21 protein-coding genes are annotated in these 22890 nt (G+C 70.7%); 4 read left to right on the top strand and 17 right to left on the bottom strand.

The window, feature by feature from the left end; translation table 11 throughout:
* Nucleotides 1-368: 368 nt before the first annotated feature.
* The gene (locus EDF42_RS05630; protein ID WP_123671701.1) at nt 369-1682 is read left to right on the top strand and encodes an LLM class flavin-dependent oxidoreductase; all 1314 of its coding nucleotides are present in this window, start codon (nt 369-371) and stop codon (nt 1680-1682) included.
* On the opposite strand, the gene aroB is transcribed toward EDF42_RS05630, so the two are convergent.
* From aroB to EDF42_RS05585, 9 genes are all read right to left on the bottom strand, one after another.
* Nucleotides 1679-2776, bottom strand: a complete 1098-nt coding sequence (gene aroB / locus EDF42_RS05625; RefSeq protein ID WP_173168631.1) for a 3-dehydroquinate synthase — start codon at nt 2774-2776, stop codon at nt 1679-1681. The two genes, EDF42_RS05630 and aroB, sit on opposite strands and share 4 nt — an antisense overlap.
* The gene (locus tag EDF42_RS05620) at nt 2773-3438 is read right to left on the bottom strand and encodes a shikimate kinase (protein WP_260235144.1); all 666 of its coding nucleotides are present in this window, start codon (nt 3436-3438) and stop codon (nt 2773-2775) included. Before EDF42_RS05620 ends, aroB begins: the two co-directional genes overlap by 4 nt.
* Nucleotides 3435-4655, bottom strand: a complete 1221-nt coding sequence (gene aroC / locus EDF42_RS05615; protein WP_123671700.1) for a chorismate synthase — start codon at nt 4653-4655, stop codon at nt 3435-3437. The genes EDF42_RS05620 and aroC overlap by 4 nt, the downstream gene beginning before the upstream one ends.
* A gap of 43 nt (nt 4656-4698) precedes the next feature.
* The gene (gene mltG / locus EDF42_RS05610; RefSeq protein ID WP_260235141.1) at nt 4699-6270 is read right to left on the bottom strand and encodes an endolytic transglycosylase MltG; all 1572 of its coding nucleotides are present in this window, start codon (nt 6268-6270) and stop codon (nt 4699-4701) included.
* Nucleotides 6271-6359: 89 nt separating this feature from the next.
* A complete protein-coding gene (gene ruvX, locus EDF42_RS05605; RefSeq protein WP_181437412.1) occupies nt 6360-6803 on the bottom strand; it encodes a Holliday junction resolvase RuvX in 444 nt (147 codons plus the stop codon).
* An 8-nt stretch (nt 6804-6811) separates the two neighbouring features.
* Nucleotides 6812-9469, bottom strand: coding sequence for an alanine--tRNA ligase (gene alaS / locus EDF42_RS05600; protein WP_123671699.1), 2658 nt, complete (start codon nt 9467-9469; stop codon nt 6812-6814).
* Nucleotides 9470-9549: 80 nt separating this feature from the next.
* On the bottom strand, nt 9550-9732 hold the full coding sequence (locus EDF42_RS05595; protein ID WP_111083901.1) for a hypothetical protein: 183 nt from the start codon (nt 9730-9732) through the stop codon (nt 9550-9552).
* A gap of 408 nt (nt 9733-10140) precedes the next feature.
* Complete coding sequence (gene rpsD, locus EDF42_RS05590; protein ID WP_111083900.1) at nt 10141-10770, bottom strand: 30S ribosomal protein S4; 630 nt, start codon at nt 10768-10770, stop codon at nt 10141-10143.
* Nucleotides 10771-10993: 223 nt separating this feature from the next.
* On the bottom strand, nt 10994-12346 hold the full coding sequence (locus tag EDF42_RS05585; protein WP_111084157.1) for a replication-associated recombination protein A: 1353 nt from the start codon (nt 12344-12346) through the stop codon (nt 10994-10996).
* 129 nt (nt 12347-12475) lie between these two features.
* Between EDF42_RS05585 and EDF42_RS05580 the strand changes: the two genes are divergently transcribed.
* Nucleotides 12476-13288, top strand: a complete 813-nt coding sequence (locus tag EDF42_RS05580) for a peptidylprolyl isomerase (protein ID WP_123671698.1) — start codon at nt 12476-12478, stop codon at nt 13286-13288.
* Nucleotides 13289-13401: 113 nt separating this feature from the next.
* Nucleotides 13402-14634, top strand: a complete 1233-nt coding sequence (locus EDF42_RS05575; protein WP_173168634.1) for a DUF349 domain-containing protein — start codon at nt 13402-13404, stop codon at nt 14632-14634.
* Between the two features lie 101 nt (nt 14635-14735).
* Here EDF42_RS05575 and EDF42_RS05570 read toward each other — a convergent pair whose 3' ends face one another.
* From EDF42_RS05570 to EDF42_RS18855, 5 genes are read right to left on the bottom strand one after another with little or no spacing between them, the layout of a single operon-like run.
* Nucleotides 14736-15698, bottom strand: coding sequence for a bifunctional riboflavin kinase/FAD synthetase (locus EDF42_RS05570; protein ID WP_123671697.1), 963 nt, complete (start codon nt 15696-15698; stop codon nt 14736-14738).
* An 8-nt stretch (nt 15699-15706) separates the two neighbouring features.
* Complete coding sequence (locus EDF42_RS05565; RefSeq protein ID WP_123339724.1) at nt 15707-16153, bottom strand: hypothetical protein; 447 nt, start codon at nt 16151-16153, stop codon at nt 15707-15709.
* A gap of 45 nt (nt 16154-16198) precedes the next feature.
* Nucleotides 16199-16564, bottom strand: a complete 366-nt coding sequence (locus tag EDF42_RS05560) for a hypothetical protein (RefSeq protein WP_111083896.1) — start codon at nt 16562-16564, stop codon at nt 16199-16201.
* Complete coding sequence (gene truB / locus EDF42_RS05555; protein ID WP_123671696.1) at nt 16561-17520, bottom strand: tRNA pseudouridine(55) synthase TruB; 960 nt, start codon at nt 17518-17520, stop codon at nt 16561-16563. Before truB ends, EDF42_RS05560 begins: the two co-directional genes overlap by 4 nt.
* A 22-nt stretch (nt 17521-17542) precedes the next feature.
* On the bottom strand, nt 17543-17989 hold the full coding sequence (locus tag EDF42_RS18855; protein ID WP_185040795.1) for a hypothetical protein: 447 nt from the start codon (nt 17987-17989) through the stop codon (nt 17543-17545).
* Nucleotides 17990-18110: 121 nt separating this feature from the next.
* On the opposite strand from EDF42_RS18855, the gene EDF42_RS05545 reads away from it, so the two are divergent.
* A complete protein-coding gene (locus EDF42_RS05545) occupies nt 18111-19001 on the top strand; it encodes an A/G-specific adenine glycosylase (RefSeq protein WP_395865179.1) in 891 nt (296 codons plus the stop codon).
* Between the two features lie 61 nt (nt 19002-19062).
* On the opposite strand, the gene rbfA is transcribed toward EDF42_RS05545, so the two are convergent.
* The 3 genes from rbfA to EDF42_RS05530 form a co-directional block, all read right to left on the bottom strand.
* Complete coding sequence (gene rbfA / locus EDF42_RS05540) at nt 19063-19527, bottom strand: 30S ribosome-binding factor RbfA (RefSeq protein WP_123294301.1); 465 nt, start codon at nt 19525-19527, stop codon at nt 19063-19065.
* Nucleotides 19528-19638: 111 nt separating this feature from the next.
* Nucleotides 19639-22491 carry a translation initiation factor IF-2 gene (gene infB / locus EDF42_RS05535; protein WP_123294300.1) on the bottom strand — a complete coding sequence of 951 codons (2853 nt, stop codon included), beginning with the start codon at nt 22489-22491 and terminating at the stop codon, nt 19639-19641.
* Between the two features lie 73 nt (nt 22492-22564).
* The gene (locus EDF42_RS05530) at nt 22565-22876 is read right to left on the bottom strand and encodes a YlxR family protein (RefSeq protein WP_111083891.1); all 312 of its coding nucleotides are present in this window, start codon (nt 22874-22876) and stop codon (nt 22565-22567) included.
* Nucleotides 22877-22890: the final 14 nt, after the last annotated feature.

The raw sequence follows: 22890 nt of genomic DNA, 5'->3' as shown, positions 1-22890 counted from the left end.
ACGGTGTTTCCCGATCGAAACGATGCCGAAACACCGCGCCCGTAGCGTCGTCCACCACCGGCTCGAGCCGGTGAGAGAACGCGACACGAGCACGGGAGACAGGGGGGCGACGATGACGGCACACCACGCGACCGCCGCGTCCCGCTGCTGGCCCCGGGGCGCCATCGCGCACGGACACTGACGTCCGTCCGACCGACCGACCGTTCGTCCGTCTGACCGCCGCGCGCCGATCCGCCGGGCGGTCCACGTGCTCTGGAGCGCGCCGTCTCGCCGAGCCGCGCCGATCCGCGCACCCTGCTCCGTGCCTCCCGGCCGTCCGCCGGACGCACCCACCCACCTGCTCCGCCGTCCCCTCCGATTGGACCCCCGTGACCACGATCCACCTCGCAGTGTTCCTGTTCCCCGGATACCACCTCGGCGCCTGGCGCCTGCCGGACGCCGTCCCCGAGCTCGACCTCGGCATCGACCACTACGTCCGCGCCGCCGAACTCGCCGAGGCGGCGAAGCTCGACGCCCTGTTCTTCGAGGACCAGGCCGCAGTCCGACGCAGCAACGACATCCTGGCCGGCGACACCTACGGTGCCGCGAACCCCCGCTCGATCCACTTCGACCCGACGATGCTCCTGCCCGCCCTGGCGATGCGGACCACACACCTGGGTCTCGCGGCGACGTCGACCACGACCTTCAACGACCCCTACAACCTCGCGCGGCGGTTCTCGACCCTCGACCACATCAGCAAGGGCCGCGCGGGGTGGAACCTCGTGACGTCCTTCAACGAGGACGAAGCCCAGAACTTCGGACTCGACGCCCACGTGCAGCACGCCGCCCGGTACGAGCGGGCGAGCGAGTTCGTCGACGTCGTCACCGGGCTCTGGGACTCGTGGGACCCGGACGCGATCGTGCGCGACAAGGAGTCCGGCACCTACTTCGACATCGAGAAGATGCGGTTCCTGCAGCACGACGGCGAGCACTTCCGCGTGCGAGGACCGCTGACGACGGGTCGGAGTCCGCAGGGACGGCCCGTCGTGTTCCAGGCGGGTGCGTCGGAGCCGGGCCGCGCACTCGCGGCGCGCACCGCCGACGTCGTGTTCACCCTGCAGTCCGACCCGGACGAGAGCCGTGCGTTCCGCGACGACATCCGGGCGCGCGCCGAACGGTTCGGCCGCGACCCCGATCACGTCAAGGTGCTCGTCGGGATGACCCCGATCGTCGGCGACACCGACCAGGACGCACGCGACCTCGCCGACCGCATGATGGCGTTGATCCCCGACGACCTGGCACTGAGCAACCTGAAGCCCCTCGCCGGTGGCGTCGACTTCCGGCAGTTCGACCTCGACGCGCCCGTGCCGGAGCTGCCCGAGTCGAACGCCGGCAAGTCGCACCGTGCAGCGATCATGGCGGTGTCGCGGCAACAGGGACTGTCGGTCATCGAGACCGCCCGGTACTTCGCCGAGGGCAGTTACCGGAAGATGATCGGGTCACCGTCAACGATCGCCGACACCATGCAGGCGTGGTCGGAGGCCGGGGCGTGCGACGGGTTCCTGGCGGTGCCGACGCACTTCCCGGCCGGGGTCGAGGACTTCACCCAGAAGGCCGTGCCGGAGCTGCAGCGCCGCGGACTGCACCGCACCGAGTACACCGGACCGCACCTGCGCGACCACCTGGGCGTGCAGAAGTACTAGACGCCGACCTCTTGGTAGGCGGTGAACAGCAGGTGGTCCTCGGGGCCCTCGAGGATCACCGGCTTGCCGACACCGTCGAGGATGATGAACCGGAGCATGCCGGCACGGGCCTTCTTGTCGCGACGCATCGCGGCGAGGAGGCCCTGCCACCGGCCGAGACCGTACGACGTCGGCAGGTCCAGGGAGTCCAGGATCGCCCGGTGCCGGTCCACGGTCGCGTCGTCGAGGTGGCCCGTCAGGCGTGCGAGCTCGGCGGCGAACACCATGCCGACCGACACCGCAGCACCGTGCCGCCACTGGTACCGCTCCGCGTGCTCGATGGCGTGCCCGAGCGTGTGCCCGTAGTTCAGGATCTCGCGTCGTCCCTGCTCGGTGAAGTCGTCGGACACGACCTCGGCCTTCAGGGCGATGGCGAGTTCGACCACGCGGCGGAACTCCGGCGACGTCGGGTCGGTGACGCGGGCGACGTCGGCCTCGATGATGTCCAGGATCTCCGGCACGGCGATGAACCCGGCCTTCACGATCTCGGCGAAGCCGGTGAGGATCTCGTTGCGCGGCAGGGTGCGGACGAGGTCGAGGTCCGCGACCACCGCGCGGGGGGCGGAGAAGGAACCGACGAGGTTCTTGCCCTCGTTCGTGTTGATGCCGGTCTTCCCGCCCACGCTGGCGTCCACCATGCCGAGCACGCTCGTCGGCACCGACACGTACGGCACCCCGCGCAGCCACGTCGCCGCGACGAAGCCCGCCAGGTCGGTGACGGCACCGCCGCCCAGGCCGATGACGGCGTCGGTGCGGGTGAAGTCGGACTGGCCCATGATCTGCCAGCAGAACGACGCGACCTCGATGCGCTTGGCGGCCTCGGCGTCGGGCACCTCGGCGATGAGGGCTTCGAGCCCGGCGTCGACGAGCAGGTCGCGCAGGTCGTTCGCCCGCGCACCGAGGGTCGGGGCGTGCACGATGAGGACCTTGGCGACGCGGGGGCCGAGGATCGCGGGCAGCGAGCCGAGCAGACCCGAGCCGACCGCCACCACGTAGCCGTCGTCACCGCCGACGCGGATCTCGGTGGTGCCTGCGGGCAGGATCGGGTCGGTCACGGTGCTCCTTCGGTGGTGGTGCTGGTGTCGTCGCGTCGGCTGGCGCTGCTGGCGCCGCTGTCGCTGCTGGCGCTGCTGTCGCTGCTGTCGCCGCTGGCGCTGCTGTCGCTCCGCAGCCAGGTGACGACCTCGTCGACCACCCGGGACATCGGACGGCGCGAGGTGTCGACGACCACGTGCGCGAGCTCGGCGTAGGTCGCCGCGCGCTCGTCCATGATCGTCTGCCAGGCGTCGATGCCGCCGTTCGCGAGCAGGGGCCGGTCCGAGCCGGCGATCCGCTCGGCGACGGCCTCGGGCGAGACGGTGAGCAGGACGATGCGGGCGCCGGACAGTGCCTCGCGGGTGGCGGCGTGCGTCACCGCTCCGCCGCCGACGGCGATGACGCCCCCGGTACCGAGGGCGGTCCGGACGGCGTCGGCCTCGAGTGCACGGAAGGCCGGCTCACCGCGGTCGGAGAAGATGCCGGGGATGGGGCCGTGCTCGCGGACGATGACCCGGTCGGTGTCGGTGAACGGCACGCCCAGCGCCTTCGCGACGCGCTTGCCGACGCTGGACTTGCCGGCGCCCATCGGGCCGATCACGACGACGGGCGCAGCCGGACCTCGTGCGGCGCCGCCGGGCGGGGCACCCCCGGGCGCGGCGCCGCCGCCGTTCCTGCTCACGACGCGTCGGCCGGTGCCGCCGGCTCCGTCCGACGGGTGCGGAGCGTCTCCGGGATCGACGCGAGGTAGGCGTCGAGGTTGCGCTTGGTCTCGACGACGTTGTCGCCGCCGAACTTCTCGAGCACGGCGTCGGCGAGCACGAGCGCCACCATCGCCTCGGCCACGACCCCGGCGGCCGGGACCGCGCAGACGTCGGACCGCTGGTGGTGCGCCGAGGCGTCCTCGCCCGAGACGACGTCGACGGTGTGCAGCGCGTGCGGCACGGTCGCGATCGGCTTCATGCCGGCACGGACGCGCAGGACGGTGCCCGTGGACATGCCGCCCTCGGTGCCGCCGGCGCGGTCGCTCGTCCGGTAGATCTCGCCGTCCTCGCGGTAGAGCTCGTCGTGGGCCGCGGAGCCGCGACGACCAGCGGTCGCGAAGCCGTCGCCGACCTCGACGCCCTTGATCGCCTGGACGCCCATGATCGCCGCAGCCAGCCGGGCGTCGAGTCGACGGTCCCACTGCACGTGCGAACCGAGCCCCGGCGGGACGCCGTAGAACAGCACCTCGACGACGCCGCCGAGGGTGTCGCCGTCCTTCTTCGCGGCCTCGACCTCGGTCACCATGCGCGCCGAGGTGTCGGCGTCGAAGCAGCGCAACTGGTCGTCGTCGAGACGGTCGACGTCGTCGGGCAGCGGCAGGTCGGTGCCGTCCGGCACGCGGACCGTGCCGACCTGCAGGGTGTGCGCGACCGACCGCATGCCGAGTTCGGCGAGGAAGGACTTCGCGACGGCGCCGAGCGCGACGCGGGCCGCGGTCTCACGGGCGCTCGCACGCTCGAGGATCGGGCGGGCCTCGTCGAAGCCGTACTTCTGCATGCCGACCAGGTCGGCGTGGCCCGGGCGCGGGCGGGTCAGCGGAGCGCTGCGGCCACGCGACATCTCGGTGGACTCGACCGGCTCGGGGTTCATGACCTCGACCCACTTCGGCCACTCGGTGTTGCCGATCCGGATCGCGATCGGGCTGCCGAGCGAGAACCCGTGCCGGACACCGCCGGACACGTGCAACTCGTCCTGTTCGAACTTCATGCGCGAGCCACGGCCGTAGCCGAGCTTGCGGCGCGCGAGATCGGTACGGATGGACTCGAACGACACCGGGACACCCGCGGGCAGGCCCTCGAGCATCGCGATCAGTTCGGGTCCGTGGGACTCACCAGCAGTCAACCAACGAAGCATGGAGCAATCCTCCCACAGCGCACCGGCGTGCGACGTCGCCGTCCTACTGGTAATCGGGGTGCGCGCGGAGCCAGGCCTGGAACTGCTTCACGGCGACGAGGTGCTGGGCGTACGTGTCCGAGAACACCGTCTCGCCCGTCTCGAGGTTCACCGTCACGAAGTACTCCCAGTTCCCCGTCGCCATCTTCGTCACCGCGGTGATCGCGACGTCGCCCGGGTTCGAGATCGGTGCCGGCGGCAGTCCGTCGTGCACGTAGGTGTTGTACTCGTTGGACGCGTCGGCGCGCTCCGCGTCGGTCGTCGTGACGGTGTGCGTGTTGCCCGTGCCGTAGGCGACCGTGGCGTCGGACTGCAGCTTCATGCCCTTGTCGAGGCGGTTCTGGAACACCCGTGCGACCTTCGGGTAGTCGGCCGCGAGTCCGGCTTCCTTCTGCACGAGCGATGCGAACACGATCACGTGCTCCTGGTCGGCCTCGGCGACGCCCGCTGCGGACAGGCGCTCCTTCATCGTGTCGACCATCGACTTGAAGTACTGCTCCGCCGTCCACCCCGGGTTGATCGGGTACGTCGCGGGGAACAGCCAGCCCTCGAGCGTGGTGACGCCGGACGGCAGCCCGTAGGCGGACAGGTCCTTCGCTGCCGCGTCGACCTCGGCCTTGGTCAGTCCGGCCTTGGAGACCATGCCGGCTTCGATGTCGGCCAGCGCGGTGCCCTCGGGGATCACGATCGAGGCCTGGACGCGGTTCTTCTCGTCCTGCAGCGCGGCCAGCGCCGACTTCGAGCTCATCTGCTTCTTCAGCGAGTACGAACCCGGCTGGAACTGCACGTCGGGTGACGCCAGCAGCAGCTTGTAGAAGACCTTCGAGTCCTTCACGACCCCGCTGCGCTGCAACGTCGCGGCGACGTTCTCGCCGATGTCGCCCTGCTTGATCGTGATGGTCACCTTGGCCTTGCCGGTGCCCGTGTAGTCATCCGGCTCCTGCGCGCCGCTGACCGCGGCGACGATCTGCTGGATCTTCGGGGCGGCGAACGCGTACGCGCTCACACCGACAGCGAGGACCACGGCGACGATGACGATGCCGGCGATGAGCGGTCCGCGACGGCGCATCGGTCGCGGTTCGCGCGGCGGCCTGGAGGCTCCCCCGCGTCCGCCACGGCCACCACGACCGCCGCCTCCCGCGGCTCCACCGCCGCCGGTGCGCCCGGCGTCGTCGGTACCGTCGGATCCGGCTCCGCCGGCGGCGGGCGCCGAGGGCACCTCGCCGGTCAGCAGCGCGGCGACCTCGGGATGGAGGTCCGGCGCCACCTGCTGCGGCTGCGCGGGCTCCGGTACCGGCTGCTCACGCGGCGCGGTCGAATCGGGGTCCACGCGGTCGGCGGCGGCGGGCTCCTCGGGTGCCGGCTCGGAGTCGGGCCCGGGAACGGCGTCGCGACGAGCGCGTTCCGCTTCGAGCGCCCGAGCCTCGCGACGGGACATCGGACGGTCCGGCTGCGAGGTCACCCGCGCGGAGTCGTCACGGTCATCGGTACCTGCTGCGCGGTCGGAAGTGGTCTTCCGCCGCTCGGCTTCGTTGCCGGGCGCGATGATCGCGTTCCAGTCCAGATCGTCTGCCAACGGTTCTCGGTCTCTCGGTCGGGAACTCCGCCTGGGCACCGTCGTCCTCGGGTGACGGAAGGGCGGCCGGATCGCGGTGGATCGCCCTGTCAGGGAAGCGTGGTGCCCGGAGGGGCACCGGCACTGCGCTCGTGGTCGAGCGCGTGTTGCAGAATGATAACAGCGGCCGCTTGGTCGATCACGGACCGCGACTTCTTCGTGTTCTTGCCGGCCTGGTGCAGTCCGCGTTGGGCGGTCACCGTGGACAATCGTTCGTCGACCAGCCGGACCGGGCGGCGCTCGGCGATCCGGGCCGCGAACGCCCGCGCGTCGTCCGTCGACGGGGTGTCGCCGCCGGACATCGACAGGGGCAGTCCGACGACGAGCTCGAGCACGTCGTACTCGTCCGCGATCTCGAGGATCCGACGCAGGTCGGACGAGTCGTCGCGACGCACGGTCTCGACCGGCGTCGCGAGCAACCCGTCGCGGTCGCACACTGCGATCCCGATCCGGGCGCGGCCGACGTCCACGCCGAGCCGCCGCCCGGACCGGATCGCCACGATCAGCCCGCGATCCGAGCGGTCACGGCGCGGAGCGCAGCCGGGAGCGCCGCCGGGTCGGTGCCGCCGCCCTGGGCCAGGTCCGGCTTGCCGCCGCCGCCACCACCGAGCACACCGGCGGCCTCCTTGGCGAGCGGACCCGCCTGGACGCCCGCGGAGCGCGCCGCGTCGTTGGTCGCGACGATCACGATCGGCTTCCCGCTCACCACGGCACCGAGCACGACGACGGCAGCGCCGTCACCGAGCTGTGCGCGGACCCCGGTCGCCAGCGAGCGCAGGTCGTCGCCGGACTGCAGGCCGTCGACGGTCTCGGCCACGACGGTGGTCGTGCCGACGGTCGTCGCGGTCCGGGCGATCGACGGGACCCGCTGCTGCAGGTTCGCCGACTCGTACTCGGCGATCCGCTTCTGCGCGGTGCGGAGATCCTCCATGAGCGACTGCACGCGCGTGGGCAGGTCGGCACGGGGCGCCTTCAGCGCGCTGGAGAGCTGCGAGACGATGGTCCGCTCGACCGCCAGGTCACGGAAGCCCTCGAGCCCGACGAGCGCCTCGACGCGGCGGTTGGTCGACCCGACGCTCGACTCCCCCACCAGGTTGACGAGTCCGATCTGGGCGCTCGACGCGACGTGCGTCCCACCGCAGAGCTCGCGCGACCACGGACCGCCGATGTCGACCATGCGGACCTCGGCGCCGTACTTCTCACCGAAGAGCGCCTGCGCACCGAGCGCCTTGGCCTCGTCGATCGGCATGATGCGCGTGGAGACCTCGAGGTCGGTGCGGATCGCGGTGTTGACGACCTCCTCGATCTCGGAGCGGGTCGCGAGCGAGATCGGCTGCGACCACGAGAAGTCGAGGCGCATGTAGCCGGACTTGTTGTACGAACCCGCCTGCAGCGCCTCGGGGCCGAGGATGTCGCGGAGCGCGGCGTTCACCAGGTGCGTCGCGGAGTGCGCCTGCGTGGCGCCGCGGCGGTACTCGGCGTCGACCACGGTGCTCGCCGCGTCGCCCACGCCGACCTCGCCGGAGCGGACCTGGACGGTGTGGCTCCAGAGGCCGGCGACGGGACGCTGGACGTCGAGGACCTCGAGGTCGAAGCCGTTGCCGACGATCGATCCCTGGTCGGCGTCCTGACCACCCGACTCGGCGTACAGCGACGTCTCGCCGAGGATGACCTCGGCGATGTCGCCCGCCACGGCCCGGTCGACGCTGACGCCGCCGACGATGATGCCGAGCACGTTCGTCTCGGCCTCGAGCGCGTCGTAGCCGAGGAAGACCGTCTCGCCCTTCGCCCGGAACGCGCTGTACACGCTCAGGTCGGCGATCGCGGTCTTCTTGCTCTTCGCGTCGGCCTTCGCCCGGGCACGCTGCTCGGACATCAGGGTCTCGAACGCGGTCCGGTCGACGTGGACCCCGGCCTCTTCGGCCATCTCCATCGTCAGGTCGATCGGGAACCCGAAGGTGTCGTGCAGCAGGAACGCGGTGTCCCCGCCGATGGACGGCGCACCGTCCTGCTTCGCGCGCTCGACGGCGACGTCGAGGATCGTCGTGCCCTGCGCGAGCGTGCGGAGGAACGTCTCCTCTTCCGCGTAGGCGATCCGCGCGATGCGTTCGTAGTCGGAGGCGACCTCGGGGTAGGCGTCGCGCATCGCGTCGCGGGACGCCGGGAACAGCTCCGGGAACGTCGCGGTCTCGACCCCGAGCAGGCGCATCGCACGGACCGTGCGACGCAGCAGCCGACGCAGGATGTACCCGCGGCCTTCGTTCGACGGGCTCACACCGTCGGCGATGAGCATGAGCGCGGAGCGCACGTGGTCTGCGATGACCCGCATGCGGACGTCGTCCTCGTGCACGGCGCCGTAGCGGCGGCCGGAGATCTCGGACGCGCGGTCGAGGACGGGGCGGACCTGGTCGATCTCGTACATGTTGTCGACGCCCTGCTTGATGAAGGCGACGCGCTCGAGCCCCATGCCGGTGTCGATGTTCTTGTTCGGCAGCTCGCCGGTGATCTCGAAGTCGTACTTCGAGCGGACGTCCGCGATCTGGTACTGCATGAACACGAGGTTCCAGATCTCGACGTACCGGTCGTCGTCGGTGGCCGGGCCGCCGTCGATGCCGTACTCGGGCCCGCGGTCGAAGAAGATCTCGGAGCAGGGGCCTGCGGGTCCGGGCTGGCCGGTGGACCAGTAGTTCGTGTCCTTGCCGAGGCGCTGGATGCGTTCCTCGGGCAGGGAGGAGTGCTGCTTCCAGAACGCGATCGCCTCGTCGTCGTCCTCGTAGACCGTCACCCACAGGTCGTCGGGCGAGAAGCCGAGTCCGCCGTCGGACTCCGGGTTGGTCAGGAACTCCCAGGCGAACTGGATCGCCTGCTCCTTGAAGTAGTCGCCGAACGAGAAGTTGCCGTTCATCTGGAAGAACGTGCCGTGGCGAGGGGTCTTGCCGACCTCTTCGATGTCGTTCGTGCGGATGCACTTCTGCACGCTCGTGGCACGGGGGTACGGCGCGGGGACGAGCCCGGTCAGGTACGGGATGAACGGCACCATGCCGGCGACCGTGAAGAGGAGCGACGGGTCGTCGGAGACGAGGGACGCGGACGGGACGACGGTGTGGCCGCGGTCACCGAAGTACTGGAGCCAACGGCGGCGGATCTCTGCGGTCTGCATGGTGCTTCCTGCGTTCAGGTCGGGGGTGGGAGGTGGAGGCGGGTCGACGGTGCGGCCGGACCGCGGTGGAGCTCGACGACTCAGACGTCGGTGCGGAGCTCGGCCCCGCGGGACCGGTACCCGTCGGCGACCGCGCCCGTGAAGGCCTTCGTGCTCGCGTCGACGACGGCGAAGAGCCGTGCGCCTCCGGGGGTCCTGGCGACCTGGTGCGCCACGGCGAACCCGATGACGACGCCGACCGCGACGAAGAACAGCTGCTTCACGGTGCCTCTCCCTCTGTGCACCCTGGCGGTGCATGCCCGGACAAGCTTAGCCGCCGGGCACTTCGACGCGTCCCCGTCCGCAAGACGCCGTCGTGTCGGCACAACGCCGCCGAAACCGGCGGCGTCTCACGTAGCTGGAGGTGTACCGCCAAGACGCCGGCGTGTTGCGGCCGACCACGGACCGGACGGGAGGCGGTGCGCACGTCGCGGCCCGAGCCTCCCGTCCGCCCGAGACCGCGCCCACTGCCCCGAGCAAGACGCCGTCGTGTCCGCACGACGCCGCCGAAACCGGCGGCGTCTCGCGCAGCTGGAGGCGTATCGCCAAGACGACGTCGTGTTGCGGGCCGGAACGCCGAACGGCGGGCCGTCCTCGAGAGGACGACCCGCCGTTCGGGTGTGATCAGTGGATCAGCGAGCTGCGTAGTACTCGACGACGAGCTGCACTTCACAGGTCACGGGGACCTCGGCGCGCTTCGGGCGACGCACGAGGCGGGCCTGGAGCTTGTCGATCTCGACCTCGAGGTAACCCGGGACCTTCGGCAGGACTTCCTGGTGGCCACCGGCAGCGGCGACCTGGAAGGGCTCCATCGACTCGGACTTCGGCTTGACGTGGATCAGCTGGCCCTCCTTGACGCGGAAGGAGGGGCGGTCCACGAGCTTGCCGTCCACCAGCAGGTGACGGTGCACGATCAGCTGACGGGCCTGCGCGGTGGTGCGGGCGAAGCCGGCACGGACCACGAGGGCGTCGAGGCGCTGCTCGAGGAGCTCGACCAGGTTCTCACCGGTCAGGCCCTTCGTCTTGCGGGCCTCTTCGAAGACGATGCGGAGCTGCTTCTCGCGGATGCCGTACTGGGCGCGCAGACGCTGCTTCTCACGGAGGCGGACGGCGTAGTCGCTGTCCGCACGACGGCGCGTACGGCCGTGCTCACCGGGGCCGTAGGGGCGCTTCTCGAGGTAACGGGCCGCCTTCGGCGTCAGCGGGATGCCGAGTGCGCGCGACAGGCGGGTCTTGCTGCGGGTACGTGACTTGGTAGACACAGGGTCCTTTTCTCTGTTCGAACTGAATACTCACCGGAGGCCGGGCACGCGAGTGCCCGCGGCCCCGACGACGGGATCCAGAGGGATGAGCCTGTGGGATCGGACGGCTACAGTCCGAACCTCTGCCCCCGTACCACCGGAGTGGCACTCTGTCCTCAACGCAGCCGTGCTCGAGGACCAGGACGTAGGCCCGGCAATGCTAGCAGGAAGTCGACGTGCCGTCCTACTGCCCGCGGGTGATCTTCCGGAGTCGTTCGAGCCGCGGACCGACCTCGCGCTCGTAGCCGTTCGCCGTCGGGGTGTAGTACTCGGTGCCCTCGAGCGCATCGGGCAGGTACTGCTGCTCGGCGACCCCGTGCTCGGCGTCGTGCGAGTAGACGTAGCCCTTGCCGTGGCCGAGTCGCTTCGCCCCGGCGTAGTGCGCGTCGCGCAGGTGCATCGGCACGGTGCCCATCCGGCCGGCCTTGACGTCCGCCATCGCCGCGTTCACACCGTTGTAGGCGGCGTTCGACTTCGGCGCGGTCGCCAGGTACACGACGGCTTCGGCCAGGGGGATGCGGCCCTCGGGCATGCCGATGAGCTGCACGGCCTGAGCCGCCGCGACGGCGATGGGCAGCGCCTGCGGGTCCGCCATACCGATGTCCTCGGACGCCGAGATGATGATCCGGCGCGCGATGAACCGGGAGTCCTCGCCCGCCTCGATCATCCTCGCGAGGTAGTGCAGCGCGGCGTCGACGTCGCTCCCCCGCACCGACTTGATGAAGGCGCTGATGACGTCGTAGTGCTCGTCGCCCTGCCGGTCGTACCGCAGGAGTGCACGGTCGACGGCCGCGGCGACGGTGTCCGCGTCGACCACCGGCACGGTGTCGTCGTCGTCGTCCTGGGCCGCGGTGGCCGAGGCCGCTGCGGCTTCGAGCGCCGTGAGGGCGCGTCGAGCGTCACCCGAGGCCAGCCGGACGATGGCCCCACGTGCCTCGTCACCGAGGACGACCGCGCCACCGAGGCCGCGGGGGTCCTCCACCGCACGGTCGACGAGCATGCCGAGGTCGGCGTCGGTGAGCGGCTTGAGCGTCAGGAGCAGGGACCGGGACAGCAGCGGGGAGATGACCGAGAACGACGGGTTCTCGGTGGTGGCCGCGATGAGGATCACCCACCCGTTCTCGACACCGGGCAGCAGGGCGTCCTGCTGGGCCTTGCTGAACCGGTGGATCTCGTCGAGGAACAGCACCGTCGTGGACCCGTACAGGTCGCGGTGGGTGAGGGCCTTCTCCATGACCTCGCGCACGTCCTTGACACCGGCGGTGACCGCGGAGAGCTCGACGAACTCGCGCCCGGACTGCCGCGCGATGGCCTGCGCCAACGTGGTCTTGCCGGTGCCGGGAGGACCCCAGAGGATGACCGACACACCGCCCGGGTTGTCGCGGGTACCGGTGGCGAGCTGCACGAGCGGCGACCCGCGGCCGAGCAGGTGCTGCTGGCCGGCGACCTCGTCGAGGCTGGTCGGGCGCATCCGTACCGCGAGTGGGACGGAGCCCTGCGCGAGACCGGCGCGACCGCCCGTCGTGGGCGCGCGCATGCTCGAACGGTCCGCTGCCATGCACCAATCGTAGGCCGACCCACTGACAGCCCCGCGCCTCCCAGGCCGTTGATGGTGACGACTCGGATACGCTCGTTCCACACTGCGACGAGAGGGCAGAACAGCACCGTGGCACCGAAGAACCCAGCGCGCGACAACCGCGAGGCGCGCGAGCGCCTCCGTCTCTACCAGGCCCGCCAGGGACTCCACGACCGGCAGCGCCGCCGGCGGGTGCGCGACAACCTGGTCGGCGCCGGTGTCCTCGTGCTGGTCGCCGCCCTGGCCACCGGGTCACAGCTCGCCTTCGCGGGCTCGCAGCGGAACGGGTCGGCGGACGCCAGCGCGAGCGCCACCGCCACACCGACGCCCTCGGCCAGCGCCACGGCGGCGAACACGGGCGACGTGCCGAGCAAGGAGATCGCCAAGGGCGCGACCTGGACGGGCTCGCTGACGCTCAACAAGTCGATCGACCTCGGCATCGAACTGGACGGCGCGAAGGCCCCGCAGGCCGCGAGCGTCGAGATCTCGTTGATCAAGGAGCAGTTCTACAACGGCACCACCTGCCACCGGCTGGCCGACAGCGACGGGCTGAAGTTCCTGCAGTGCGGTTCGGCGAACGGCGACGGCACGGGCGACGCCGGGTTCGAGTACGGCCCGCTCGAGAACGTCCCGAGCGACGGGGTCTACGACGAGGGCACCATCGCGATCGCGCGATCGACGTCGCCGTACTCGCAGTCGACCCAGTTCTTCATCGTCTACGGCGACACCACGCTCGACGGCTCCACGGGCGGCTACACGGTCGTCGGGAAGGTCACGAGCGGCCTGTCCGAACTCGAGTCGAAGATCGCCGCGAAGGGCATCTCTTCGCCCGGCCAGGACGGCACCGGGGAGCCGAAGGTGGCGACGACGATCACCGCCGCGACCATCGCCCAGGAGAAGTAGTCCACAAGCCGTTGCGTCCGGCGGGCCGCGGAGCCCGTCCGTGCAATAGGCTGACGACCTGACCGTGCCGACGGTGACGTCGGCGATGCACGACCACGATCGAGGCGAGACCTGTGGGATCTGACGAAGCAACGACCTGGGGGCGGGTCGACGAGAACGGGACCGTGTACGTCCGGTACGAAGAGACCGAACGTGCTGTCGGTGAGTACCCGGACGCCACCCCCGAAGAAGCCCTCGCCTACTTCGCGCGGAAGTACGCCGACCTCGAGGGGCAGGTGAAGATCGCCGAGCAGCGCGTCCAGCGTGGTGCGTCGGCGAACGACGTCGCCCGGACGGTCGAGCACCTGACGACCCTGGTGGCCGAAGCCCGCGTGGTCGGTGACATCAAGTCACTCGAGACCCGAGTGGGTGCGCTCACCGAGCAGCTCGGCTCGCTCACGAAGGAGCAGGCCGAGCAGGCGCAGCAGGCCCTGAACGACGCCCTGGCGCACCGTGCGGCGCTGGTCGAAGAGGCCGAGGCACTCGCGGCGGTCGACCCGGCACGCGCGCAGTGGAAGCAGATCACCGCGCAGCTCGACGACGTGTTCGCCCGCTGGCAGCAGCACCAGCACGACGGCCCGCGCATCCCCAAGAACGAGGCCAACGAGCTCTGGAAGCGGTTCCGCGCAGCGCGGTCCACCGTCGACCAGCACCGTCGCGCGTTCTACTCCGAGCTGGACGCACAGCACCGCGACGCCCGCACCCGCAAGCAGGAACTCGTGACCCAGGCCGAGGCACTCGCCTCGCGCGGGTCCGACGCGATCCCGGACTACCGCCAGCTGCTCGACGACTGGAAGAACGCCGGACGTGCCGGCAAGCGCCACGACGACGCCCTCTGGGCACGGTTCAAGGCCGCCGGTGACGTGCTGTTCGAGCAGCGCCACGCCGAGAGCGCAGCCGAGGACGAGGAGTTCTCGGGCAATCTCGAGGCCAAGCAGGCGCTCCTGACCGAGGCCGAGCCGCTCCTCAAGGCGACCGATCGGGTGGCTGCGCGCAAGACCCTGACCGGCATCCAGCGCCGCTGGGACGAGGTCGGCAAGGTCCCCCGCGCGGACGTCCGTCGCATCGAGGACCGCCTGCGCGCGATCGAGGACCACGTGCGTGGCCTCGAGGACGCGCACTGGAAGGAGTCCAATCCGGAGCGCAAGGCCCGGCAGACCGGACTCGCGAGCCAGCTCGAGGACGCCATCGGCAAGCTCGAGTCCGAGCTCGCCGACGCGCAGGCCTCCGGCGACGCCCGCAAGATCAAGGACGCCCAGGAAGCGCTCGACGCCCGCAAGATCTGGCTCGACGCGCTCGGCAGCTAGTCACCGCACACGACGACGCCCCCGTGACCGATCGGTCACGGGGGCGTCGTCGTGTGGCGCCGTGTGGCGCCGGCGTCTGGTGTCCCGTGTCGCGCCGCCGTTCAGACCGGCGTGGGCAGGCCCAGCAGCAACCGGATGTCGAGATCGTCCTGCCGCATCTGGGTGGCGAGCTCGTCCATCGAGTCGAACTTCACCATGCCGCGGACGTAGGACACGAACAGCACCGAGATGCGATCGCCGTACAGGTCGAGGTCGACGTCGAGCAGGTGCGCCTCGATCTGCTTGGCAGGCACGCCCTCGAACGTCGGGTTGTTGCCGACCGAGACGGCCGCCGGGTACACCGTGCCGTCGTGCAGCACCCGCGCGGCGTAGACGCCGTCGGCCGGTGCGAACCCCTCGAACGCCGGGTCGAGGTTCGCCGTCGGGTACCCCATGGCGCGCCCGCGCTGGTTGCCGTGCACGACCGTGCTGCGGACCGCGTGCTCACGCCCGAGCAACCGGGCGGCCTCGGCCACCCGCCCGTCGCCGAGGAGTTCACGGATCCAGGTCGACGAGACGCGTCGCTCGCCGTCGGGGCGGACGTCGTCCACCAGGTCGACGTCGTCGATGAGCTCGACCGTGAAGCCGTGCTGCTCCCCCAGGGTGCGGAGCAGGGCGACGTCGCCGGCACCCTTCGCCCCGAAGCGGAAGTCGCTGCCGACGAAGACGAGCCGGGCGTGCAGGGTGTCGACGAGGATCTCGGACACGAACGCCTCGGGCGACTTCGACTGCAGTTCCTCGTCGAAGCGGAGCAGCAGGGTGGCGTCGACCCCGGCGTCGTCGAGGAGCTCGCGCCGCTGCGCCGTGCTCGTGAGGGCCGGCGGTACGTGCTGCGGGTCGATGACGTTGAGGGGGTGCCGGTCGAACGTCACCACGGTGGCGACCAGGCCCTGTTCGTGGGCGGCGCCCTCCAGGTGCGCGATCACCGCGCGGTGTCCGACGTGCACGCCGTCGAACTTGCCGATCGTGACGGCGCTCGGACCGAAGCCCTTTGCCACGTCGGCGATGTCGTCGTAGAACTGCACGGCTGCTCCTACTCGCCCACGGGGGCGGTGGTCGATGCGGGCACCGGTTCGACCGTCGCGGTGCGGTGGTGCTTGCGGAGCCACCAGAGTCCGGCGATCGGCAGCACCAGCGGCGCGAAGGCGTAGCCCATGCCGTAGTACGACCAGATCGTGTCGTCGGGGAAGAGCTGCCGGTCGAACAGCGAGAGCGTGCCGATGACGAGGACGCCGGTCATCTCGAACACGATCGTGACGCACGCGACGCGGTACCAGAAGCGTCCGGGCACGATCAGGGCGATCATCGCCACGATGTACACGACGGCGGCGATGGCGCTCACCGTGTACGCGAACGGCGCGAACGAGAACTTCTCGATGATCTGGACGACGCTCCGGCCCGTCGCCGCCAGGGCGAGGATGCCGTACACGGCGATGAGGACGCGGCCGATGCCGGTCGCGAGTGAGGATCTGGTCGCCATTGCACCGATTCTACCGACGTGCGCGGACCACCATGACGCTCGGCGTCAGTTCAGGGCGAACCAGATCTGGTACATCCGGTAGATCATGACCGCGACGGTGAACGCGCCGGCACCGAGGACGACGGTGCTCCACTTCGTGCGGTCCACGAGCGCCCAGACGATGGCCGCCGGCGGCACCAGGAGCACCGACACGGCGTAGACCCCGAACTCGAGGGCGTTGCCGTCCGGTGGGCTGCCCGTCGCGGGCAGCACGATCGAGATGACGCCCTGCACCAGGAGCAGGACCTCGATGAGCGCGAGGGACCCCACGGTGTAGTCGTTCGGCTTCCAGCCGATGAAGCCGACCACGACGGCGAACAGCCCGGCCAGGACCGCGACGACGAGCTGGACCCACATGAACCACTCGATCACGCGTGCGCTCCGTTCTGCGACGCCGGAGCAGCCGGCGCCGGGAAGTTCGTGATGACCCGGAGCAGTCCGCGCCGGACCGAGACCAGTCCGACGAGGCGGTCGTCGTCGACGGCCACGGCAGCCACCGGCTCGTCCGAGTCAGGGTGGTCGGCTGCGACGCGCTTGCCGTCGGTCAGGTCCTTCGCCGCGGACGCGTCGAGCGACACCGACGAGAACAACCGGCGTGCCACGTCGGCCGGACGAGCGAGCGCCGCGCGGACGTCGACGGCGTCGTCCTCGAGGTCGATCGCGTCGGCCACGTCGAACGGACCGACCTGGGTGCGGCGGAGCGCAGTGAGGTGCGCGCCGGTGCCGAGGGTGGCGCCGACGTCGCGTGCAAGGGCGCGGACGTACGTGCCGGACGAGCAGGTCACGACGACGTCGAGGTCGACGACCGCCACCTCGGCACCGTCGACCGTGACGGTGCGGTCGTTCCGCCCGGTGACGTCGAACCGCGAGATGGTGACCGTGCGGGACTTCAGCTCGACGGTCTCGCCCTTGCGCGCCAGGTCGTACGCGCGGCGCCCGTCGACCTTGATCGCGCTGACGGTGGACGGGACCTGGTCGATCCGGCCGCGCTGCATGGCGACAGCGCGTTCGACGGACTCGTCCGAGACGTCCGCTGCGGCGACGCCGGTCGCGGCGGTCGGGGTGCCGTCGGCGTCGTCGGAGTCCGTGGACACGCCGAGCCGGATGGTGGCGGTGTAGGTCTTGCCGAGGCCCACCAGGTGGGTGAGCAACCGGGTGGAGTGCCCGATCCCCAGGAGCAGCAGCCCGGTCGCCATCGGGTCGAGGGTCCCCGCGTGACCGACCTTCTTCAGACCGAGGCGGCGGCGGGCGATCGACACGACGCGGTGGCTGGAGATCCCCTGCGGTTTGTCGACGAGGAGGATGCCGTCCGGCACGGTTTCGAGCACCAGAGGAGATTACCAGCGCCGGTCAGCAGGCGTCGTTCCACTCGCGACGAGGGTGCTCGGGATCGGTGACGTCGAGGACGGCGGAGGCGGCGATCTTGACGTCCGCCCGACGTTCGAGCCGGCCGGCTTCCTGCTCGACCCACAGCGACCAGCGCCAGAGCCCGCGGACACCCGGGGCCAGCAGCCCGTGCCCGTGCACGACCAGCACGCCGTCACCGGCGCCGGTGGTGCGGAACGGGGCGACCACCTCGTCGCGCAGCGTGTCGGGATCGGCGGACGGCGCCGCCGCGGCCATCGCGGACACCCCGTGCTGCTCGAAGCCGGCCACCAGCGTGGCGGCGACGTGTTCGAGATCGGTGCCGTCCTGCCCGTCGATGCCGATCACGGTTCGGTTCGTGCCGACCTGCGCGATCACCTCAGCAGCGATCGCGGCCATCGTGTCGGTCTCTTCGGGTGCCCAGCGTGCCATGCGTCCACCGTAGGCTGTCGTGGTGAACGCGAGCAGGGCCTCTCCCCACTTCCACGGCCGTCCCGCCGCTCCGCAGGCTCCGCGACGCGCCGGAACCGGAAAGCGTGGGCCCTGGCCGGATGTGGAGAACGCGAGCGTCCCCGACATCGCGACCCCGTTGACCACCTGGTTCCGACAGGAGGCCCGCGACCTGCCGTGGCGTCGCCCCGGCTTCCCCGCGTGGGGCACCCTGGTCAGCGAGATCATGCTGCAGCAGACGCAGGTCGCGCGCGTGATCCCTCGACTGGAGGCGTGGCTCACCCGGTGGCCGACGCCTGCGGACCTCGCGGCGTCGCCCCCGGCGGACGCGGTGCGTGCCTGGGACCGGCTCGGCTACCCGAGACGTGCGCTCGCGCTGCACGCGGCGGCCACGGTGATCGCGACCGAGCACGGCAACGTCGTCCCACGGGACGTCGAGGCGCTGCTCGCGCTGCCGGGGATCGGCGACTACACGGCACGGGCCGTCGCCGTGTTCGCGTACGGCGACCGGCACCCGGTCGTCGACGTCAACGTGCGGCGGGTCCTGAAGCGCGCGCTCCTCGGCCAGGGCGAGCCCGGGCCGGCGAAGGCCAAGGACGACCTGCCCCTGATGGAGTCCGTGCTGCCGGCCGACCGCGACGACGCCGCTGCGACGAACGCGGCGGTGATGGAACTCGGAGCGCTCGTGTGCGTCGCCCGCTCCCCCGCGTGCGACGCGTGCCCGATCGCGGACCGCTGCGCCTGGCGTGCGGCCGGGTACCCCGAACACGACGGGCCGCGTGCACCGAAGCAGGCGAAGTTCGCCGGCAGCGACCGGCAGGTGCGCGGGCTGATCATGGCCGAGTTGCGTGCGAGCGACGTGCCGGTCGCCCGGTCGGAGATCGAACCGGTCTGGCCGGACGCCGAGCAGCGGGACCGAGCGCTCGCGTCGTTGCTGCACGACGGACTGGCGGTCGGCGACGACACCACCGGGTACCGGCTGCCGGACGCCTGACGCCTGACGTGCGAACGCCCCGCTGCACAGGTGCGCAGCGGGGCGTTCGGACAGGCGGTGACTACGCCCGCGCCACGTCCTGCTCGTCGTCGGACTCGTCGTCCTCGTCCTCGTCGTGCTTGTACGGGTCGGCGTCGCCGGCGAACGTCGCACCGACCGACGCGGCTCGCACCTGCTCGTCACGCACCTGGGCCTGCACGAGCAGGTCCTCCATGTGCGCCGAGGTCTCCGGCAGTGCGTCGGCGATGAACTCGAGCGACGGGGTGAGCCGCGCCGTGATGTTCTTGCCGACCTCGGAGCGGAGCATGCCGGTCGCGGCCTTGAGTGCCGCGGCGGAGTCGGCGCGCTCCTCGTCGGTGCCGTACACGGTGTAGAAGACCGATGCGTGCTGCAGGTCTCCGGTCACGCGGACGTCGGTGATCGTCACGAACCCGAGACGCGGGTCGCGCAGACCCTTGTCGAGACGGCGTGCGACGACTTCCTTGATGCGGTCCGCCATCTTGCGTGCGCGCTGCGGATCGGCCATGGGTGCCTCCTGAGGCAGTGGCGGGACGTTTCCCGCCGGTGGTTCTGCGTGGAAAGGGGTCGGGCCCCGACCTCCCGCGAAGGGAGGCCGGGGCCCAGGGTAGTCACACGATCAGTCGCGCGGCTTCTCGACGAGCTCGGTGGTCTCGATCTCGTCACCGATCTGGAGATCGTTGAACTTGCCGAGACCGATACCGGCCTCGAAGTCCGTACGGACCTCGGTGACGTCGTCCTTGAAGCGACGGAGCGACTCGATCGCCAGTCCGTCGGCCAGCACCACACCGTCACGGATGACGCGCGCCTTGGCGTTGCGCGTGATCGTGCCGGAGCGGACGATGACACCCGCGATGTTGCCGAACTTCGAGGAGCTGAAGACCTCGCGGATCTCGGCGACACCGGACTGGACCTCTTCGTACTCGGGCTTGAGCATGCCCTTGAGGGACTGCTCGATGTCGTCGAGTGCGTTGTAGATGACCGAGTAGAAGCGCACGTCGATGCCTTCGCGTGCCGCACGCTCGCGGGCCTTGACGTCCGGACGGACGTTGAAGCCGACCACGATGGCGTTGTCGATCGTGGCGAGGTCGATGTCCGACTCCGTGATCGCACCGACACCGCGGTGGAGGATGCGGAGCTGGACGCTGTCGTCGACCTCGATGTCCAGGAGCGACTGCTCGAGTGCCTCGACGGCACCGGAGACGTCACCCTTGATGATGAGGTTGAGCGAGTCGACCTTGCCCTCTTCGAGTGCACGGGTGAAGTCCTCGAGCGAGATGCGCTTGCGGGCCTTGGCCAGCTGGGCGTTGCGCTCGGCGGCTTCACGCTTCTCGGCGATCTGACGTGCCGTGCGGTCCTCTTCGGTGACGAGGAACGTGTCACCGGCGCGGGGCACGGAGGACAGACCCTGCACCTGGACCGGGCGGCTCGGCGTGGCGGCCTTGACCGCGACACCGTTCTCGTCGGTCATCGCACGGACGCGGCCGTAGGCCGTGCCCGCCACGATGGCGTCGCCGACGTGCAGCGTTCCGGACTGGATGAGGACGGTAGCCACCGCACCACGGCCCTTGTCGAGCCGTGCTTCGATCGCGACGCCGCGGGCGTCCTTGTCGGGGTTCGCACGCAGGTCGAGCCCGGCGTCAGCGGTGAGCAGCACGGCGTCCAGGAGGTCCTGGATGCCGATGTTCTGCCGAGCCGAGACGTCGACGAACATGACGTCTCCGCCGTACTCCTCCGCCACCAGGTTGTACTCGGTGAGCTGCTGGCGGACCTTGGCCGGGTTCGCGCCTTCCTTGTCGATCTTGTTCACCGCGACCACGATCGGCACGTTGGCCGACTGCGCGTGGTTCAGCGCCTCGATCGTCTGGGGCATGATGCCGTCGTCCGCCGCGACCACGAGGATCGCGATGTCGGTGACCTGCGCACCACGAGCACGCATGGCCGTGAAGGCCTCGTGACCCGGGGTGTCGATGAACGTGATCGGACGCTCGATGCCCTCGTGCTCGGTGACGATCTGGTACGCACCGATGTGCTGGGTGATGCCACCGGCTTCACCCTCGACGACCTTGGAGTTCCGGATCGCGTCGAGCAGTCGCGTCTTACCGTGGTCGACGTGACCCATGACGGTCACGACGGGGGGACGGACCTGCAGGACGGAGTCGTCCTCGTCGGCGTACTCGGCATCGATGTCGATGTCGAAGCCCTCGAGGAGCTCCTTGTCCTCGTCCTCGGGCGAGACGATCTGGATCTTGTAGCCCAGCTCGTCACCGAGGACCTCGAACGTCGCTTCGTCCAGCGACTCGGTCGCGGTCGCCATCTCACCGAGGTGGAACAGCACCGTGACCAGGTTGCCGGGCATGGCGTCGATCTTGTCCGCGAAGTCCGAGATGCTCGCACCGCGACGGAGCCGGACGACCGTGTTGCCGTCGCCACGAGGGACCTGCACACCGCCGAGCGACGGGGCCTGACGCATCTCGTACTCGGCGCGCTTCGTCCGCTTCGACTTGCGGGCACGGCTCTTGCCGCCACCGCGACCGAACGCACCGGCGGTACCACCACCGGGGCCACGACCACGGCCACCGCCACCGGCGGGACGCGGGCCGCTGAAGGCCGGACGCGGGAAGCCGCCACCGGCACCGCCGCCGGCACCCGGACGGGCGCCACCGGGGCCGCCACGACCGCCCCCCTGGCCCGGGCGCTGCCCGAAGCCGTTGGGACGGTTCGCCTGACCGGGTCCACCCGGACGCGGTGCACCCGGACGCGGGACGCCGGGACGCGGGGGCTGCGGACGCGGGATGCCCGCTCCACCGGCACCAGCGGCGGGGCGCTGGCCCATGCCCTGGTTCGAGGCGAAGGGGTTGTTGCCGGGGCGCGGCGGGCGCGAGCCCATGCCCTGGTTCGACGCGTAGGGGTTGTTGCCCGGACGTGCGCCGGGCTTCGGGCCACCGGGCTTCGGACCGGCAGCGGCGGGCTTGGCACTGGAGCCGGGCTTCACCGCGTCGGTCTTCGGCTCGTCACCGGTCGAGTCGGCCGGCTGCGTGGCAGCCTGCTGCTCGGCGGCGGCCTTCTCGGCACGGGCCTTCTGTGCGGCCTCGGCCTCGGCCTGTCGCTGGGCGACGGACTTCGGTGCGGCCGGGGTCGGGACGTCCTCGGCAGCAGGTGCTGCCTGGACCTCGGGCTCCGGTGCGGGTGCCGGACGGACCGGGCCGGGGCGCGGGCCACCGGGCTTCGGCGCGCCGGACGCGGGCGTGCTGCTCTTGGCCGGCGTGCTCGGCGCCGGGGCCGAGGCTGCGGGCTTGGATGCCGGGACACCGTCCGCCTGCAGGGCGGCACGGAGCTTCCGGGCAACGGGGGGCTCGATGCTCGAGCTGGCACCCCGGACGAACTCGCCGAGCTCCTTGAGCTTCTCGAGTGCGGTCTTGCTGTCGACGCCGAGTTCGCTTGCGATCTCGTGTACGCGTGGTTTAGCCACTGTTCTCCTTCACGGGTCCCACCCCGTAAAGGGCAGGACTCAATGGATGACGGGTCTCATTTCGAGCCGCTCATCAGTTGTCCATAAGCCGTTCAGCCTGTTCTGTCATGTCCGGGCGCTCGGTCGACGCTCGTGAGAGGCCGACGATGTGGTCGAGCACCGCGGACGTGTCGGGATCGCGATCCAACCGGAGCGCACGGCGGAAAGCCCTGCGCTTGACGGCCAGATCGTAGGCATCAACGGTCGGTGTGAGCCATGCTCCCCGGCCCGGCATGACTGCCTTCGGATCCGCCACGACGCGGCCGTCGCTCAGGGCGACGACTCGGAGAAGTGAGGATCGGGAAGCGCGACGACGACTGCCGATGCACGTTCTGACGGGAACCACTCTACTCCTTGCCT

Source organism: Curtobacterium sp. PhB172 (assembly GCF_003752545.1).
Lineage (GTDB): Bacteria > Actinomycetota > Actinomycetes > Actinomycetales > Microbacteriaceae > Curtobacterium.
This window is presented reverse-complemented; position numbering and strand designations above follow the sequence as displayed.

What these genes read in the sequence shown, in the direction of transcription:
- aroC (WP_123671700.1), bottom strand. Translation starts at nt 4,655, where the DNA reads ATGCTTCGTTGGTTGACTGCTGGTGAGTCCCACGGACCCGAACTGATC.
- alaS (WP_123671699.1), bottom strand. Translation starts at nt 9,469, where the DNA reads ATGCAGACCGCAGAGATCCGCCGCCGTTGGCTCCAGTACTTCGGTGAC.
- EDF42_RS05585 (WP_111084157.1), bottom strand. Translation starts at nt 12,346, where the DNA reads ATGCGCGCGCCCACGACGGGCGGTCGCGCCGGTCTCGCGCAGGGCTCC.
- EDF42_RS05565 (WP_123339724.1), bottom strand. Translation starts at nt 16,153, where the DNA reads ATGGCGACCAGATCCTCACTCGCGACCGGCATCGGCCGCGTCCTCATC.
- EDF42_RS18855 (WP_185040795.1), bottom strand. Translation starts at nt 17,989, where the DNA reads ATGGCACGCTGGGCACCCGAAGAGACCGACACGATGGCCGCGATCGCT.
- rbfA (WP_123294301.1), bottom strand. Translation starts at nt 19,527, where the DNA reads ATGGCCGATCCGCAGCGCGCACGCAAGATGGCGGACCGCATCAAGGAA.